16 protein-coding genes are annotated in these 16,119 nt (G+C 71.8%); 12 read left to right on the plus strand and 4 right to left on the minus strand.

Annotated elements, in window-relative coordinates:
* Positions 1 to 17: 17 nt before the first annotated feature.
* Positions 18 to 533, minus strand: a complete 516-nt coding sequence (locus tag ACH01S_RS34880) for a hypothetical protein (protein WP_148344188.1) — start codon at positions 531 to 533, stop codon at positions 18 to 20.
* A 59-nt stretch (positions 534 to 592) separates the two neighbouring features.
* Here ACH01S_RS34880 and pyrE point away from each other — a divergent pair, with 59 nt between their 5' ends.
* Positions 593 to 1,129: an orotate phosphoribosyltransferase gene (gene pyrE, locus ACH01S_RS34885; RefSeq protein WP_067902146.1), complete on the plus strand. Its 537-nt coding sequence runs from the start codon at positions 593 to 595 to the stop codon at positions 1,127 to 1,129.
* A 17-nt stretch (positions 1,130 to 1,146) separates the two neighbouring features.
* On the opposite strand, the gene ACH01S_RS34890 is transcribed toward pyrE, so the two are convergent.
* Positions 1,147 to 1,509 carry a RodZ domain-containing protein gene (locus ACH01S_RS34890; RefSeq protein WP_246236519.1) on the minus strand — a complete coding sequence of 121 codons (363 nt, stop codon included), beginning with the start codon at positions 1,507 to 1,509 and terminating at the stop codon, positions 1,147 to 1,149.
* 105 nt (positions 1,510 to 1,614) lie between these two features.
* On the minus strand, positions 1,615 to 2,340 hold the full coding sequence (locus ACH01S_RS34895; RefSeq protein WP_067902151.1) for a DedA family protein: 726 nt from the start codon (positions 2,338 to 2,340) through the stop codon (positions 1,615 to 1,617).
* 171 nt (positions 2,341 to 2,511) lie between these two features.
* Here ACH01S_RS34895 and fbaA point away from each other — a divergent pair, with 171 nt between their 5' ends.
* From fbaA to ACH01S_RS34925, 6 genes are all read left to right on the plus strand, one after another.
* Positions 2,512 to 3,534 (plus strand): class II fructose-bisphosphate aldolase, encoded by a 1,023-nt coding sequence (fbaA, locus tag ACH01S_RS34900; RefSeq protein ID WP_067902153.1) that lies wholly within the window; start codon positions 2,512 to 2,514, stop codon positions 3,532 to 3,534.
* A 125-nt stretch (positions 3,535 to 3,659) separates the two neighbouring features.
* The gene (locus ACH01S_RS34905) at positions 3,660 to 4,109 is read left to right on the plus strand and encodes a winged helix-turn-helix transcriptional regulator (RefSeq protein WP_067902156.1); all 450 of its coding nucleotides are present in this window, start codon (positions 3,660 to 3,662) and stop codon (positions 4,107 to 4,109) included.
* A 47-nt stretch (positions 4,110 to 4,156) separates the two neighbouring features.
* On the plus strand, positions 4,157 to 4,711 hold the full coding sequence (locus ACH01S_RS34910) for a GNAT family N-acetyltransferase (protein ID WP_246236518.1): 555 nt from the start codon (positions 4,157 to 4,159) through the stop codon (positions 4,709 to 4,711).
* Between the two features lie 37 nt (positions 4,712 to 4,748).
* Positions 4,749 to 5,171 carry a DUF3151 domain-containing protein gene (locus ACH01S_RS34915; protein ID WP_067902164.1) on the plus strand — a complete coding sequence of 141 codons (423 nt, stop codon included), beginning with the start codon at positions 4,749 to 4,751 and terminating at the stop codon, positions 5,169 to 5,171.
* A 201-nt stretch (positions 5,172 to 5,372) separates the two neighbouring features.
* Entirely contained in the window at positions 5,373 to 6,656 is a 1,284-nt protein-coding gene (locus ACH01S_RS34920; RefSeq protein WP_067902173.1) for an adenylosuccinate synthase, read from the plus strand.
* Positions 6,657 to 6,661: 5 nt separating this feature from the next.
* A complete protein-coding gene (locus ACH01S_RS34925) occupies positions 6,662 to 7,501 on the plus strand; it encodes a glycerophosphodiester phosphodiesterase family protein (protein WP_067902180.1) in 840 nt (279 codons plus the stop codon).
* 4 nt (positions 7,502 to 7,505) lie between these two features.
* Here the strand turns inward: ACH01S_RS34925 and ACH01S_RS34930 are convergent, their stop codons facing one another.
* Positions 7,506 to 8,588: a magnesium and cobalt transport protein CorA gene (locus tag ACH01S_RS34930; RefSeq protein WP_067902183.1), complete on the minus strand. Its 1,083-nt coding sequence runs from the start codon at positions 8,586 to 8,588 to the stop codon at positions 7,506 to 7,508.
* 376 nt (positions 8,589 to 8,964) lie between these two features.
* Between ACH01S_RS34930 and purD the strand changes: the two genes are divergently transcribed.
* The 5 genes from purD to ACH01S_RS34955 all read left to right on the plus strand — a co-directional run bounded on the left by purD (position 8,965) and on the right by ACH01S_RS34955 (position 16,091).
* Positions 8,965 to 10,212 carry a phosphoribosylamine--glycine ligase gene (gene purD / locus ACH01S_RS34935; protein WP_067902185.1) on the plus strand — a complete coding sequence of 416 codons (1,248 nt, stop codon included), beginning with the start codon at positions 8,965 to 8,967 and terminating at the stop codon, positions 10,210 to 10,212.
* Positions 10,213 to 10,273: 61 nt separating this feature from the next.
* The gene (gene purB / locus ACH01S_RS34940) at positions 10,274 to 11,584 is read left to right on the plus strand and encodes an adenylosuccinate lyase (RefSeq protein ID WP_067902195.1); all 1,311 of its coding nucleotides are present in this window, start codon (positions 10,274 to 10,276) and stop codon (positions 11,582 to 11,584) included.
* Positions 11,585 to 11,610: 26 nt separating this feature from the next.
* On the plus strand, positions 11,611 to 12,435 hold the full coding sequence (locus tag ACH01S_RS34945; protein WP_083981495.1) for an MOSC domain-containing protein: 825 nt from the start codon (positions 11,611 to 11,613) through the stop codon (positions 12,433 to 12,435).
* 257 nt (positions 12,436 to 12,692) lie between these two features.
* Entirely contained in the window at positions 12,693 to 13,979 is a 1,287-nt protein-coding gene (gene murA, locus ACH01S_RS34950; RefSeq protein ID WP_067902321.1) for a UDP-N-acetylglucosamine 1-carboxyvinyltransferase, read from the plus strand.
* A gap of 780 nt (positions 13,980 to 14,759) precedes the next feature.
* Complete coding sequence (locus ACH01S_RS34955) at positions 14,760 to 16,091, plus strand: transcriptional regulator (protein WP_083981496.1); 1,332 nt, start codon at positions 14,760 to 14,762, stop codon at positions 16,089 to 16,091.
* The last annotated feature ends 28 nt before the right edge of the window (positions 16,092 to 16,119 follow it).

The raw sequence follows: 16,119 nt of genomic DNA on the forward strand, positions 1-16,119 counted from the left end.
CCCCCGGACGCTCGGGCTCAAAGTGAGCTGATTAGGTCGCGTAGGGCTTGGGGCAGTGGGGTTTGAGGGTCTTGGTCCTTGGTGGGCCAGCCTCTTAGGTGGGCCTCTCTGAGGGCTTGGTCGTGGGCTTGGCCGACCGGATGGGTGCGGAGGTAGCCGCAGGGCGCCTCCGGCCAATCTGGGGGCATCGGGACGTCGTTCTCCGGCGCGGCGTGGTCGTGGCGGAGCGGGTGCGGGAGGTCGGCGTCCACGAAGACGTAGCCGCCGATCGGACGGTGCGCGGCGCGCTGCGCGAGGGCGAGGCCGGGCAGCAGCGGGCCCGCGGCACCGCGCGCGACGAGGACGAGCGGCGGCACCGGCCCGGACGCGCCGACGAGCAGCGCGGCGCGGGCGATGTAGCGGGGGCCGGTCTCGTCCGGGACGTCGGGCGCGCGGACGTCCAGCCCGGCCGCGCGGAGCGCCGCGGGCAGGTCTCCCCACGCGGCCGAGGTCTCCTTCGGGGCGTGCAGCAGGACGAGCGTTCCCGGCGTCATGCCGGGCACCGTACACGGGCGGCGCGCGGCGGCGCCGGACGGGTGGCTAGGGTCTGAGCGTGAGCGATCGCGATGAGCTGCTGCGGATGATCAAGGAGAAGGCCGTCGTGCACGGGGACTTCGTGCTGTCCTCGGGCAAGCGGGCCTCCTGGTATGTGGACCTGCGCCGGGTGACCCTCGACGGGGCGACGGCGCCGCTGGTCGGACGCGTCATGCTCGACCACACCGCCGACCTCGGCTACGACGCGGTGGGCGGGCTCACGCTCGGCGCCGACCCGGTCGCGACGGCGATGCTGCACGCGGCGGCGGCGCGGGGACGGGTGCTGGACGCGTTCGTCGTCCGCAAGGAGGGCAAGGCGCACGGGCTGCAGCGGCGCATCGAGGGCCCGGACGTGACCGGGCGGCGGGTCCTCGCCGTCGAGGACACCTCGACCACGGGCGGGTCGGTGCTGACGGCCGTGGAGGCGCTGCGGGAGGCGGGGGCGGAGGTCGTGGGAGTCGCGACGATCCTGGAGCGGGGGGCGGCCGGGCGCATCGCCGCGGAGGGGCTGCCCTACCGGCACCCGTACGACGTGGCCGACCTCGGTCTTTCCTAGCTTTCGGTCTTTCCTAGCTAGCGGGACCTGACGAACCACTGCGCGCGTTCGCCCGCGGGCTCGCGCGGCTGCAGCTTGCCGTAGATGACGACCTGCAGCGACCCGCCGTTGGCGGCGACGACCTGGAGGGGCGCCTCCCGGTACTGGAGGGTGTCGCCGGTCTTGAGCGTCCCGTTGGTGAGCACCCTGCCGCTGGTGTCGGCGATCCGGACGACGACCGGGGTCGCCGGGCCGATCACCCGGATCACCAGGGGCAGCACGACCGTCGGCGACGTGGTGGCGTCCGGCGACGTCGACCCGGCGCTCGCGTCGGACGGTGAGACCGCCGCGGAGGGCCCCTTGGGGTCGGGTTCGCCGGTGACCGCGTTGACCAGAGCCATGGCGCCCACCACGAGGAGGGCCAGAGCCGCGATCACGGCCACGGCCGCGATCAGGATGCGCGCGAGACCCCTAGGGTCCGACCGATGACGTCCCACATGGGGAGGTTAGCGATAACTGTCACCGCTGAGCGACGGACGTGACTCTTCGGGGCCATTCTTATCTGGACCCTGGTCCGCTTTACGTCCCTTCATGATCTCCCGGATGATCGGGATCACGGAAAGGACCAGGATGACGCCCACTCCCGGCAGGATGTAGCGCTCGACGTCCGGGACCTCGGAACCGAGGAAGTGCCCGAGGATGAACAGGGCGTCCGTCCAGAGGATGCCGCCGACGCAGTTCCAGATGAAGAACTTGCGGGACGGCATGCCGAGCATCCCGGCGAGCGGGTTGAGGAACGTCCGGACGATGGGGATGAACCGGGCCAGCACCACGGCCTTCGCCGGGCCGAACCGGTTGAAGTAGTGCTCGGCCTTCTCGACCCATTCCTGCTTGAAGATGCGCGAGTCGGGCCGGTCGAAGAGCTTGCGCCCGTAGCGGGCGCCGAGGAAGTGCCCGAGCTGGGCGCCCGCGATCGCCGCGACCGGGCCGCCGACCAGCAGCCAGGGCAGTGACAGCGGCTGGAACTCCTGCCCGTTGACGGTCGAGACCGCCGTGAGGATCCCCGCCGTGAACAGCAGCGAGTCGCCCGGCAGGATGCAGCCGAAGAGCAGCCCGGTCTCCGCGAAGATGATGGCGAGGACGCCGATCGTCGCGAACGTCCCGAACAGCTGCAGCCACGCCTCCGGGTGCAGGTACTCGGTGATGCCAAGGGGAAGGGCCGTGAGATCCACACCGCGAGCGTACCTTTCCCGGGCCTCCGATTAGGCGGGATACTGAGCGTGGACGGCATGCCGGACCCGAAATCGCGTGACCTGGGCGCTCGCCCGGGTACGCGGACGACCGGGTCCTACCGCCCGGCGGGGACGCCCGGCGGCACCGCGCACACGAAAGGACGCTGACCAATGCCCATCGCAACGCCCGAGGTCTACGCGGAGATGCTCGACCGCGCCAAGCGGGACCGCTTCGCCTTCCCCGCGATCAACGTGACGTCCAGCCAGACGCTGAACGCCGCGCTGCGCGGGTTCGCCGAGGCCGAGAGCGACGGGATCGTGCAGGTGTCCACCGGTGGGGCCGAGTACCTGTCCGGCTCCACGGTCAAGGACATGGTCGTCGGCGCCAGCGCGCTGGCCGAGTACGCCCGCGTCGTGGCGGCCAAGTACCCGGTGAACATCGCGCTGCACACCGACCACTGCCCGAAGGACAAGCTGGACGGCTTCATGCGCCCGCTCATCAAGATCTCGCAGGAGCGGGTGGCCCGCGGCGAGGAGCCGCTGTTCCAGTCGCACATGTGGGACGGCTCCGCCGTCGAGCTGCACGAGAACCTGGAGATCGCCGCCGAGCTGCTCGACCAGTGCGCCAAGGCGCGGATCATCATGGAGATGGAGATCGGCGTCGTCGGCGGCGAGGAGGACGGCGTCGCCAACGAGATCAACGAGAAGCTCTACACGACGCCGGGCGACGCGCTCGCGACGGCCGAGGCCGTCGGCGTGGGCGAGAAGGGCCGCTACATCCTCGCGGCGACGTTCGGCAACGTGCACGGCGTCTACAAGCCGGGGTCGGTGAAGCTGCGTCCCGAGGTCCTCAAGGAGATCCAGGACGCGGTCGCCGCGAAGTACGGCAAGGAGAAGCCGTTCGACCTCGTGTTCCACGGCGGCTCCGGCTCCACGCTGGAGGAGATCCGCGAGGCCGTGTCGTACGGCGTCGTCAAGATGAACATCGACACCGACACGCAGTACGCGTTCACGCGCCCGGTCGCCGACCACATGCTCCGCAACTACGACGGCGTGCTGAAGGTCGACGGCGAGGTCGGCAACAAGAAGCAGTACGACCCGCGCTCGTGGGGCAAGGCGGCGGAGGCGGCGATGGCCGCCCGCGTCGTGGAGGCCGCCGAGAACCTCCAGTCCGCGGGCCAGCGGCTGAAGTGACCGCCAACGGCTGACGCGATAACGGGACGTGCCGTCCGGTGCCCGTCCAGGGATGGTCCCCCGGGCGGGCACACCGCTGTTTCGGCGGAGCGTTGCCCCACGAGACTCCGGGTAGGCTCCGGAACGTGGCACTGCCCCGCACGTACGAGTCACAGAACTGCTCGGTCGCCCGGTCGCTTGAGGTCGTCGGCGACCGCTGGACGATGCTGCTGATCCGCACCGCGTTCCAGGGCGTGCGGCGGTTCGACGACTTCCAGGACGTCCTCGGCGTGGCCCGCAACGTCCTCACCGACCGGCTGAACCGGCTGTGCGCCGAGGGGATCATGCGGCGCGTCCCGTACCAGGAGCGGCCGGAGCGGTTCGAGTACCGGCTGACCCGCAAGGGCGTCGAGCTGTGGCCCGTGATCATGACGCTGCTGATGTGGGGCGACCGGCACTACGCGCCGGAGGGGCCGCCGCTGATCATCGGCCACCGCGGCTGCTCCGGACGGCTCACCCCCCAGTTCACCTGCGATTCCTGCGGCGCGCAGCTCGGTCCGGGGGACGTCGAGCCGATCCCCGGCCCGGCCGCCTGACGCATTCACAGTTGCTTCACGCTACTTTCTGCGGTCCAATGAGTTTTATGACGCAACTCGGCGGGCGCGGGGGACGCGCCGACGACGTCCGGATCCGCCCGTACGGGTACGGCGACCGGGAGCGGGTCCGCCGGATGTCGGCGCGGCTGTCGACCGCCAGCCTCTACACACGCTTCTTCTCCGGGACGCCCCGCATCCCCGACCACTACCTCCGGCTCCTCGACGGCGTCGACCACTGGGACCGGGACGCCCTGGTCGCCCTGGACGGGGACGAGATCGTCGGCGTCGCCGAGTACGTCCGCGACGCGGCCCGGCCCTGGCGCGCGGACGTCGCCGTCCTCGTCTGCGACCCCTGGCAGCGCCACGGCCTCGGCACCACGCTCGTCGCGTTCCTGTCGAAGCTCGCCGAGCGGCGCGGGGTCACCGAGTTCGACGCGGACGTCGTCCTCACGAACCGGGGCGCGGTGCTGTTCCTGCGGCGCGGCTGGCCGGCGGCCCGCTCGACCAGGGACGGCGAGTCCGCGCGCTACCGCCTGCCGCTGCCGATGCCCGCCCCGGCGCCCGCGGGGGCGATCGCCGGGGTGGCGTCCGACCTGCGGTGACGCCCCGGTTGGTGCGGGCGGGCCGGGCCGACCTACGATGACCCGCATGACCCAGAACCTGCTCGGCGGCCCGCCTCCGACCGAACTGCCGGACAACGCGGAGGCCCGCACCGCCCTCGCGAACGGCGTCGACCCGTTCGAGGTCGCCGCGCGGCACCCGGACCACCCGGCGGCGTGGGCCGCGCTCGCCGACCGCGCCTTCGCGAACGGCAGCGTCATCGACTCGTACGCGTTCGCCCGCACCGGCTACCACCGGGGCCTCGACCAGCTCCGCCGGGCCGGGTGGCGGGGCCAGGGCCCGATCCCGTGGGAGCACGAGGCGAACCGCGGGTTCCTGCGCTCCCTGCACGCCCTCGGCCGGGCCGCCGCCGCGATCGGCGAGGACGACGAGGCCGAGCGCTGCCGCACGTTCCTGCGCGACAGCAGCCAGACCGCCGCGGACGAGCTCGCCGCGTCCTAGCCCGGGGCCCATCGCCGACCTGGCCGAGGGGCCGCTACGTCCCGAGCCGATCGGGCGGGCCGATCGGGTGGGCCGCCCCTGACCGGCGCCGTTGTTCGCCTCCGGTTTCCTTGCCGCTCAGGTGCGGGTACGCTTTGATCGCAAGAGGCCCCTTCGCGCGCTTGCTGCGACCGGGGCCTTCGTCGTGGGAAGGAAAGCGGCATGCCGGCCATCGTTCTTGTCGGAGCCCAATGGGGAGATGAGGGCAAGGGCAAGGCCACAGACCTGCTCGGCGGGGACGTCGACTACGTCGTCCGCTACCAGGGTGGCAACAACGCGGGCCACACCGTGGTCATCGGCGACAAGAGCTACGCGCTGCACCTGCTGCCGTCCGGGGTGCTGTCGCCGGAGGTCGTCCCGGTGATCGGCAACGGGGTGGTGATCGACCCGGCCGTGCTGCTCCAGGAGATCGACGGCCTGCGGGACCGCGGGGTCTCCTGCGAACGCCTGCTGATCTCGGCGAACGCGCATCTGATCATGCCGCACCACCGGGCCCTCGACAAGGTCACCGAGCGCTACCTCGGCAAGGCCAGGATCGGCACCACCGGGCGCGGCATCGGCCCCACCTACGCCGACAAGATCAACCGGATGGGCATCCGCGTGCAGGACCTGTTCGACCCGAACATCCTCACCCAGAAGCTCGACCTGGCGCTGCGCGAGAAGAACCAGGTGCTGACGAAGGTCTACAACCGGCGCCGGATCGACACCGGGCCGATCGTGCAGGAGTACCTGGCGTACGGCGAGCGCCTCAAGCCGTTCGTCGCCGACACGACGCTCATCCTGAACAAGGCGCTGGACGACGGCAAGGTGATCCTGCTGGAGGGCGCGCAGGGCACGCTGCTCGACCTCGACCACGGCACCTACCCCTTCGTGACGTCGTCCAGCCCGACGGCGGGCGGCGCGTGCGCGGGCTCCGGCATCGGCCCCACGAAGATCAACCGCGTGATCGGCATCATCAAGGCGTACACGACCCGCGTCGGCTCGGGACCGTTCCCCACCGAGCTGCTGGACGAGCAGGGCGAGTACCTGCGCACGACCGGCGGCGAGTACGGCGTCACCACCGGCCGCGACCGCCGCTGCGGCTGGTTCGACGCCGTGATCGCCCGGTACGCCACCCGCGTCAACGGCGTCACCGACTACTTCCTGACGAAGCTGGACGTCCTGTCCGGGCTGGAGCGGATCCCGGTGTGCGTCGCCTACGAGGTGGACGGCGCCCGCGTCGACGAGCTGCCCACCACGCAGACCGAGTTCCACCACGCCAAGCCGATCCTCGAATACCTGGACGGCTGGCGCGAGGACATCACCGGCGCCAAGAAGTTCGAGGACCTCCCCGAGAACGCGCAGGCCTACGTCCGCGCGCTGGAGGAGATGTCCGGCTGCCGCATCTCGGCGATCGGCGTCGGGCCGGGCCGCGACCAGACGCTGTCGCTGCGGCCGCTCGTCTAGCCGCCGTGCCGCCGGTCGAGGTCCACGGCCACCGGGGGGCGCGCGGGCTGCGCCCGGAGAACACGCTCCCCGGTTTCGTCCACGCGCTCGAACTGGGCGTCGACGTCATCGAACTGGACGTCGGCCTCTCCTCAGACGGCGTAGTCGTCCTGAACCACGACCAGGCGCTGTCGCCGGTGAACCTGGCCGACACCGAGCCCGCCGTACCGGACGATCCCGCCTTCCCCTACGTCGGCAAGCGGATCCGCGACCTGACTCTGGCGCAGCTCCGCACGGTGGACGCGGGCGCCCGCCCGCACCCCCGCTTCACCCAGGTCCCGGTCCCGGGCGTGCGGATCCCGACCCTCGACGAGGCGTGCGCCCTGCTGGCCCCGACCGGCGTGCGCCTCTCCGTCGAGCTGAAGACCGACCCGGCCTGGCCCGAGCCCGAGATCGAGGGCCTCACCACGGCCGTCACCGGCGTCCTGGCGTCCCACGGCCTCACCGCCCGCTCCCGCCTCCTGGCCTTCGACTGGCGTGTCCTGGCGACGGCCCGCCGCGACCACCCGGAGTTCGGCCGCGTAGCGCTCCTGGAACGCAAGACCCTCGCCCCCGGCACCGCCTGGCTGGCGGGCCACCCCCCGACCGACCCGGTCTCCGTCGCCGAGGCGGTGGGCGCGCACGCCCTCTCCCCGGAGCACGCCCTGACGACCCCGGCCCTGGTGGACCAGGCCCACGCCGCCGCCCTCCAAGTCATCGTCTGGACGGTCAACACCCCCGAGGACATGACCCGCTTCATCAAGTACGGCGTGGACGCGATCGTCACCGACTACCCCGACCGCCTGAACCACGTCCTGGCGGGCTAGGCCGTCACAGCCAGCCGTTGCGGCGGAAGCCCCGGTAGAGGGACATGCAGGCCATGGCTATGACCACGAGGATCATGGGATAGCCGTAGCGCCATCTGGTCTCGGGCATGAAGTCGAAGTTCATGCCGTAGATGCCCGCTATGGCGGTGGGGACCATGAAGATGGCGCCCCAGGCGGAGATCTTGCGCATGTCGCGGTTGTCGGCGACGGTCACCTGGGTCATGTGCGCCTGGAGGATGGGGTTGAGCAGTTCGTCGTAGGACTCGACCTGCTCGCGGACGCGGGTGAGGTGGTCCTCGACGTCGCGGAGGTACTCCTTGATCTCGGCGGGGACGAACCGGCGCCCGGACAGGTTGCGCAGGGGTCCGGCGAGCGGGCCCACGGCGCGCTTGAGCTGGATGACCTCGCGCTTGAGCCGGTAGATGCGGCGGGACTCGTCGGTGCGCTCGGGCGAGAAGACGGCCTCCTCGACCTCGTCGATGTCCTCCATGACGGCGTCGGCGACGCCGACGTAGCCGTCGACGACGCGGTCGGCGACGGCGTGCAGGACGGCGGCCGGGCCGAGCGCGAGCCGCGCCGGGTCCTTCTCCAGGTCGCGCCGGACGGGGCCGAGCTCCCCGTGCGCGCCGTGCCGGACGGTCACCACGAAGTCCGGCCCGCAGAAGAGCATGATCTCGCCGGTCTCCACGACCTCGGCGCCGCCGGGCCCGCTGGAGACGTAGCCGACCGTCTTCATCACGACGAAGTGGACGTCGTCGTAGCGTTCGAGCTTCGGCCGCTGGTGGGCGTGGATCGCGTCCTCGACGGCGAGCGGGTGCAGGCCGAAGACCTCGGCGAGGTCGGCCAGCTCGGTCGCGGACGGCTCGTGCAGCCCGACCCAGACGAAGCCCGCGCTCTCACCGTCGGGGGTGAGGCGGCCGTCGCGGATGAGGCGGACGGCGTCGGCGACGGTGTCGGTGCAGGCTCGATGGCCGTCGATGTAGGCGGCCCAGTCGATCACGGCGGTATCGCGGTCCGGGGCCTGGACGCCGGCGGGGCGGCGAGTCTTGAACAGCGCGCGTCCGGGGCGGACTCGTGTCATGGCCATGAGGTGCTCCTAACCCGCCGGCCACACGCGCGTAGCGCGCGCTCAACCCAGGCTGGTCAGCGAAGGGAGCACGCGGAGGCGACGGCCGGACGCCAGATGGAGGCGGACGGAGGGACAGTCCTGCCCGGACTGTGAGGGTTTTCCGGCGAACTGCAAGGATCACCAGGACTCATCCCGACCACCTCCTTTCCCGGCCTCGACGGCAGGCGGTCAAGCCTGTGGAAGCTTACCAGCCGACTTTAAGGACGCCGTCCGCATCGGGAAGGTTCACCTGTCCCGAGTGTGACCGTCCCCTCATTCCGCGGAACGTCCGGCCGCGCGGTGGTATGCCCGGCCCGCCGCCCGCCGCGCCCGGCGCACACTAAGCTCGCGTGACGTGCGAGTACTCGTCCTTGGATCGGGTGGCCGCGAGCACGCGCTCGCCCGCGCCCTGCACCGCGACCCTGCCGTCACCGCCGTCCACTGCGCGCCGGGCAACCCCGGCACGGCCGGGATCGCGGACAACCACGCCCTCGACCCGACCGATCCGACCGCCGTCACCGAGCTGGCCGGACGGCTCCGCGCCGACCTCGTCGTCGTCGGCCCGGAGGCGGTGCTGATGGCGGGCGTCGGCGACGCGCTGCGCCGGGCGGGCGTCCCGTGCTTCGGCCCGGACCGCGCCGCCGCACGGATCGAAGGGTCCAAGGCGTTCGCGAAGGAGATCATGGCGGCGGCCCGGGTGCCGACCGCCGAGGCGCGGGTCTGCGAGACGTCCGCGCAGGTGGACGAGGCCCTCGACGCGTTCGGCCCGCCCTTCGTCGTCAAGGACGACGGCCTCGCCGCGGGCAAGGGCGTCGTCGTCACCGCCGACCGGGAGGCCGCGGCGGCGCACGCGGCCGCATGCGGCCGCGTCGTGATCGAGGAGTTCCTCGACGGCCCCGAGGTCTCCCTGTTCGCGCTGTGCGACGGGGAGCACGCCGTCCCGCTGCTGCCCGCGCAGGACTTCAAGCGCGCCTACGACGGCGACGAGGGCCCGAACACGGGCGGGATGGGCGCGTACACGCCGCTGCCCTGGGCGCCGGACGGGCTCGTCGAGGAGATCATGGCGACGGTCGTCCAGCCCGCCGTGGACGAGCTGCGCCGCCGCGAGACGCCGTACGTGGGCGTCCTGTACGCGGGGCTGGCGCTGACGTCGGCGGGCATCCGCGTCGTGGAGTTCAACGCGCGCTTCGGCGACCCGGAGACGCAGGTCGTCCTGGACCGGCTGGCCACCCCGCTCGGGACGCTCCTCCAGTCCTGCGCGATCGGCGGCCTGGACCCGGCGTTCCGGCCGGAGTGGCGCCCCGGCGCGGCCGTCACGGTGGTCGTGGCCGCCGAGGGGTACCCGGCCGCGCCGGTCAAGGGCGACGAGATCACCGGGCTGGCCGAGGCGGCCAAGGTCGAAGGCGCGTACGTGCTGCACGCGGGCACGAGGACGGACCCGGACGGGCGCCTCCTCTCGAACGGCGGCCGCGTCCTGAACGTCGTCGGCACGGGCGACTCCCTGGCGGCGGCCCGCGCCGCCGCCTACGCCGCCGTGGCCGAGATCGGCCTGCGCGCCTCCCACCACCGCACCGACATCGCCCTCCGGGCCGCGACCGGCTGAGCGCGGCTCGCCCGCGGCACCTGGTTTCCGGGGACAGGGCCGTACCTGGGACAATGACCGGGTGATCGAGCGCTACACACTCCCGGAGATGGGGCGCGTCTGGAGCGACGCGCACAAGTACGAGCTTTGGTGCAAGGTCGAGACCCTGGTGGTCGAGGCCCACGCCGAGGCCGGGACGATCCCGCCGGAGGTGGTGGAGCCGGTCCGGAACGCGCCGCCGCCGACGCCGGAGGCGGTGCACGCGATCGAGGCGGTCACGCAGCACGACGTGATCGCCTTCCTGTCGGCATGGGCGGACAACACCGAGCCCCGCGAGGCGGCCCGGTACGTCCACTTCGGGATGACGTCGTCCGACCTGCTGGACACGGCGCTCGCGCTCCAGCTCGTCGAGGCCACCGACATCCTGCTCGGCAAGGCGGACGCGCTCGTCGCGACCCTGCGCGACCACGCGCTCGCGCACCGGGCGACGCTGCGGGTCGGGCGGACGCACGGCATCCACGGCGAGCCGGACGTGTGGGGCCACCGCGTCGCCGACTTCGCGTTCGCGCTGGCCAGGTCCCGCGACCGGCTCCGGCGCGCCCGCGCGTCCGTCGGCGTGATGGCGATCTCCGGCGCGGTCGGGACGTACTCCAACATCGACCCGTCCGTCGAGCTGCACGTCGCCCGGAAGCTCGGCCTGGAGGCGGCCGACGTGTCGACCCAGGTCGTCATGCGGGACGGCATCAGCGAATGGGTCTCCGCCCTCGCGATCATGGCGACGGTGTGCGAGGCGATCGCGCTGGAGGTGCGGCACGGGCAGCGCACCGAGGTCCGCGAGCTGTGGGAGCCGTTCGGCAAGGGCCAGAAGGGCTCGTCGGCGATGCCGCACAAGAAGAACCCGATCATCTCCGAGCGGCTCGCCGGGATGGCGCGGATCGTGCGGGCGCAGATCGTCCCGGTGCTGGAGGGCATCCCGCTGTGGCACGAGCGCGACATCTCGCACTCGTCGACGGAGCGGATCGCGCTGCCGGACGCGTCCATCGCGCTCGACTACATGCTGAACCTGACGAACCGCCTGATGTCCGGCCTCGTGGTGGACGAGGCCCGCATGAAGGCCAACCTGGAGTCGACCGGCGGCCTCATCTACACCTCGACCGTCCTGCTGGAGCTGGTCGAGGCGGGGATGTCGCGGGACGACGAGGCGTACCCGCTCGTCCAGAAGGCCGCCATGGAGACGTGGGAGACCGGCACGCCGTTCCGGGAGACGCTGCGCGGGCACGCAGCCGCGGCGGGCCTGAAGCTGGACGAGGGCCGCCTGGACGAGGTCTGCCGCCCCGAGCGGTTCGTCGAACGGCTCGGCCCGATGTTCGACCGCCTCGCCTCCCTCCAGTAACCCAGCGGAACCCGACAGGAGGGGCCTTGACGGCGACACCGACGGCGACATCGACGGCGACACTGACCGAGCTGAACGTCTATCCGCTGAAAAGCGGGCGCGGGACGGCACTGCGCACCGCCGAGCTGACCGCGACCGGTCTGCTGTTCGATCGTGAGTTCATGCTCGTCACTCCGGAAGGCCGCTTTCTGTCGCAGCGGGAACTCGCGGAGATGGCTTTGCTGCGGCCCTCCTATGACGGCGAGATTCTCACCGTGAACGGCCGGGACGCCAAAACGCTCGCGCACAAGGCCGTGGACGACGGCGAAGTGCTGGACGTGCTCGTCCACCGCACGGAATGCCGGGGCGTCGACCAGGGCGACGAGGCGGCCGCGTGGTTCTCGTCCTTTCTGGACCGGGAGTGCAGGCTCGTGCGGTTCACCGGCCACCGGCCGACGTCCCGGGCGGGCGGCGAGGTGAAGTTCGCCGACAGCTACCCGCTGCTGGTCATCTCCGCCGAGTCCCTGGCCGACCTGAACGGGCGCCTGGCCGGACGCGTGGCCGAGCCGCTGCCCATGAACCGGTTCAGGCCGAGCCTCGTGATCGAGGGCCTCGGCCCCTACGCCGAGGACGACGTCCGCCTCCTGCGGGTCGGCGCGACCGTGATCGAGGTGGTCAAGGCGTGCGCCCGCTGCGTGGTCACCACGACCGACCAGGACACCGCCGAGCGGGGCCGCGAGCCGCTGCGGACGCTTGCGTCCTACCGCACCCGCGACCGCGGCATCAGGTTCGGTGTGAACGCCGTCCCGCGCACCCTCGGGCCCCTCGCCGTAGGGGATCCGGTCGAGGTGCTGGAGGCCCGTTCGGGCTGATCACCGGTGGTGCGCGGTTTGATCTCCGCGGTTCGGGCGAAGCTTCGCGAGCGGGGGGCCCACCGAACTTTCCGCGTCCGGTGGGCATCACAAGGGGCAGAGTGACACCCGAGTAGGCGGGCCGCACGCGACACTCGCGGCCCGGTGGTTTACTGGGGTCGCGTTGGCGCAGAGGGGGACACCGTTCGGCGCGCTCGGCCCTCGTGCTCCCACTTGCAGGCACTATCCCCACCGAGAAGGAGTAAAGCGGCATGAGCATGGGCCACGAGGTTCGCTACCGCGTGCGCGGCGGCAGTCAGCTGCACGGCACCGTATTCGTGCAGGGGGCGAAGAACGCCGTCCTGCCGATGATCGGCGCCTCGCTGATGGCCTCCAAGGGGCGCACCGTGCTGCGCAACGTCCCGATCATCGAGGACGTCCGGCGCGCGGTCGAACTCGCCCGGGCCGTGGGAGCCAAGGCCGAACTGCACGAGACCGAGCGCACCCTGGTGATCGACGCCTCGTCGCTGAGCAGCCCGGTGCTGCCCGCCGACATCGCGTCCCGGTTCCGCGGCTCGTTCCTGTTCGTCCCGGCCCTGCTGCACCGCCTCGGCGAGGCGGTCATCGAGGGCGTCGGCGGCTGCAACCTCGGTAGCCGCAACCTCGACTTCCACTACAACGGCTTCAAGCGGATGGGCGCCACGGTCACCGAGCAGGTGGCCGACAACGGCGACGGCATCATCCACATCAAGGCCGGCGACCTGCGCGGCGGGACGCTCTACTGCGACACCCCCTCGCACACCGGCACCGAGAACCTGATCATGGCGGCGGCGCTGGCCCGCGGCACCACGCTGATCAAGAACGCGGCGCTGGAGCCGGAGGTGCTCGACAACATCGCGATCCTCCAGGCGATGGGCGCCAAGATCAGCGGGGGCGGCACCGGTTTCATCACCGTCGAGGGCGTGGACGAGCTGACCGCCGTCGAGCACACCGTCATGCCCGACCGGATCGACGCGGGCGTCTTCGTGATGGCCGCCGCGATCACCGGCGGCGACCTGAACCTCGTCGGCGCCACGCTGGAGCACCTCGGCGTCGCCGCCGACAAGCTGGAGCAGATGGGCGTCGAGTTCCACCAGCAGGGCGCGGTGCTGCAGGTTCGCCGCGACCGGACGCTCCGTCCGATAAACGTGATCACCGACGAGTACCCGGGGTTCGCCACCGACCTCCAGTCGCCGATCATGGCGCTGTCCTGCTTCGCGGAGGGCCCGTCCTACATCTACGAGCGGATCTTCGACGGCCGGTTCAAGCTGGCCGACGAGCTCGCGAAGATGGGCGCCGACATCGAGGTGGACGGCAACCGCGCCAAGGTCAACGGCCCGCGCGGGCTGCGCGGCGCGGAGGTGGAGGCGCACGACCTGCGCTGCGGCAGCGCGCTGGTGCTGGCCGGGCTCGCCGCCGAGGGCGAGACGACGATCACGTCCGCCTACTACCTCGACCGCGGGCACGCGCACACCGCCGAGCGGCTGTCGCAGCTCGGCGCGGAGATCGTCCGCGAGGTCGGCTGAACCCCCGGCCGAGCCCCGGCGGGCCGCCCGTCCGGCGGCCCGCCGCCCCGCCGCTCCCGGCCGGACCGGCGAAGTGACCGGGTGGTCGCCTGCGGTACGGACCGGACCGGTGGATTCGGCCGAATGTGGCCCCTCCTGACCAACTCACGAGTAGCTTCTGACCGACGCAGTAACGCGCGACCGCCAATCGGTTCAGCAATGTGTCACCATCTGATTACGCACCGCACGAATTCGACGCCCGGATGAGGCCCCCCGCGAACCGGTGAGCTGGGAAGAAACGCGTGGAACGGTCCGCTTCGGACGGACCGTAACGCGGTAAGAAATCACCGGGCCCGCCGACCGGAGCCGCGCCACCGGATCACTCGTCTTTCCGGACCGAACGGCAGCGGTCCGGAATGATTTCGGCCCCGGGTAAACCGAACCCGCACGCCAGGGGTCTCCAGTGTGGACAACAGTGTCGGTAGAGCCCTTCCAGGGTGTTTTCGGGTCTTGTTTTTCAACTTCGGACGTCCGAAGATGCAGGATCAAGGCTGGCCGAATGGTGACAAATTACTGACTAGGGGGTCCCGTAGGTTACTTTTTCGCCGCACTCTTGATTCGATTTCGCGTCTGGGCGTCACACCATGCCGCCCCGGCCGGGGCGGATCGCACGGAACTGCGGTGCTGGGTCAGAAGGCAGGGGCTACGAGCCATGAGTCAACCGATGGGCGGAGCGTGCGCGAACGCGTGGTCGGGGCCGGACCCCCGCCGAGAGGACGGACCGGAAGCGAGCGATCATCGATGACGGCCGCACGAACGGGGTCGGTCACCCCCGACCTCACGATCGGCGTCGTGGGCCCCCATGACCTCGTAGAGAGGGTCATGCTGATGGGCCACGGCCCCACGCCGGTACCTAGCCGGCTGGTGGCCGCCGCATACCGAGACGAACAGGAGGCCGCCGACAAGGTCGTGCGGCTCGGGTCCGGCGTGGACGTGTGCCTCTTCGCCAGCCCCGTCCCCTACGACTTCGCGCGGAAGGCGGGCGTGCTCACCATGCCCGCCACGTACGTCCCCCTGAACGGGGCCGCGCTGCAGGGCGCGTTACTGCGCGCGTCCCTCGACGACCGGTTCGACCCGGCCCGGGTGAGCATCGACGTGCTCGGCCGCGCCGAGGTCGAGGAGGCGTACTCCGAGATCAGCCTCGGCACCGAGCAGGTCCACCTGCGCGAGGAGGCCGCGGGCCCCGGCACGCTCGCCGCCTTCCACGAGCGGCTCTGGCGGCGCGGGGCGACCACCGTCGCGATGACCTGCGTGCACGCCACCGCCGAGCGGATGGAGATGGCGGGCGTCCCGACCATCAGGGTCCGGCCGACCGGCGCGGCCATCCGCAGCTCGCTGCAGACGGCGGCGCTGCTCGGCGCGCACCACCGGCTGGAGGAGTCGCAGCTCGTCGTCGTCCTCGTGGACGTCCCGACGCTGCGCGAGACGCCCCGCCGCGTCACCCCGCGCTACTGGCGGGACGAGCTGAAGCTCGCGCTGCACCGCGTCCTGCTCCAGGAGGCGCACCGGATGAACGCGTCCGTGTGGCCGCTGGACGACCACAGCTACCTCGTGATCGCGACGCGCGGTTCGGTGACCGCGTCCACCGAGGGCTTCCGGACGCCGCCGTTCGTCGAACGCGTCCGCGAGGAGCTCGGCCTCGCCATCGAGGTCGGCATCGGCATGGGACGCACCGCGCACGAGGCGGAGAACCACGCCCGCGCCGCGCTCGCCCGCTCCCAGAGCTCCCAGCGCGCGCAGGGCTTCGCGCTCGACCGCGACGGCCGGGCCCTCGTCCCGGCGCCGCGCACCCCGCCGCGCGCGCAGCCGCAGGCCAAACCCAAGGGCCTGGAGATCCTCGCCAGGCTCGCCGACAAACTGGGCGACCAGGACCAGCCCCTCATCGTGGACGCGGAGAACGCGGGCAAGATGCTCGGCGTCACCCCGCGCACCGCGCGCCGCCTGCTGCGCACCCTCGTCGAGGAGGGCCTCGCCTGGCCGCTCCCCCCGAACCGCACGCCGCAGCCGGGCCGCCCCCGCCAGCTCTACCGCCTGATCGTCGAGAAGCTGGGCCCCGCCGCCAAGACCAGTTGAGCCCCCGCCCCCGGACCGCGTGCCCGGG

This window comes from Actinomadura chibensis NBRC 106107 (assembly GCF_001552135.1).
In the GTDB taxonomy this organism is placed as follows: domain Bacteria; phylum Actinomycetota; class Actinomycetes; order Streptosporangiales; family Streptosporangiaceae; genus Spirillospora; species Spirillospora chibensis.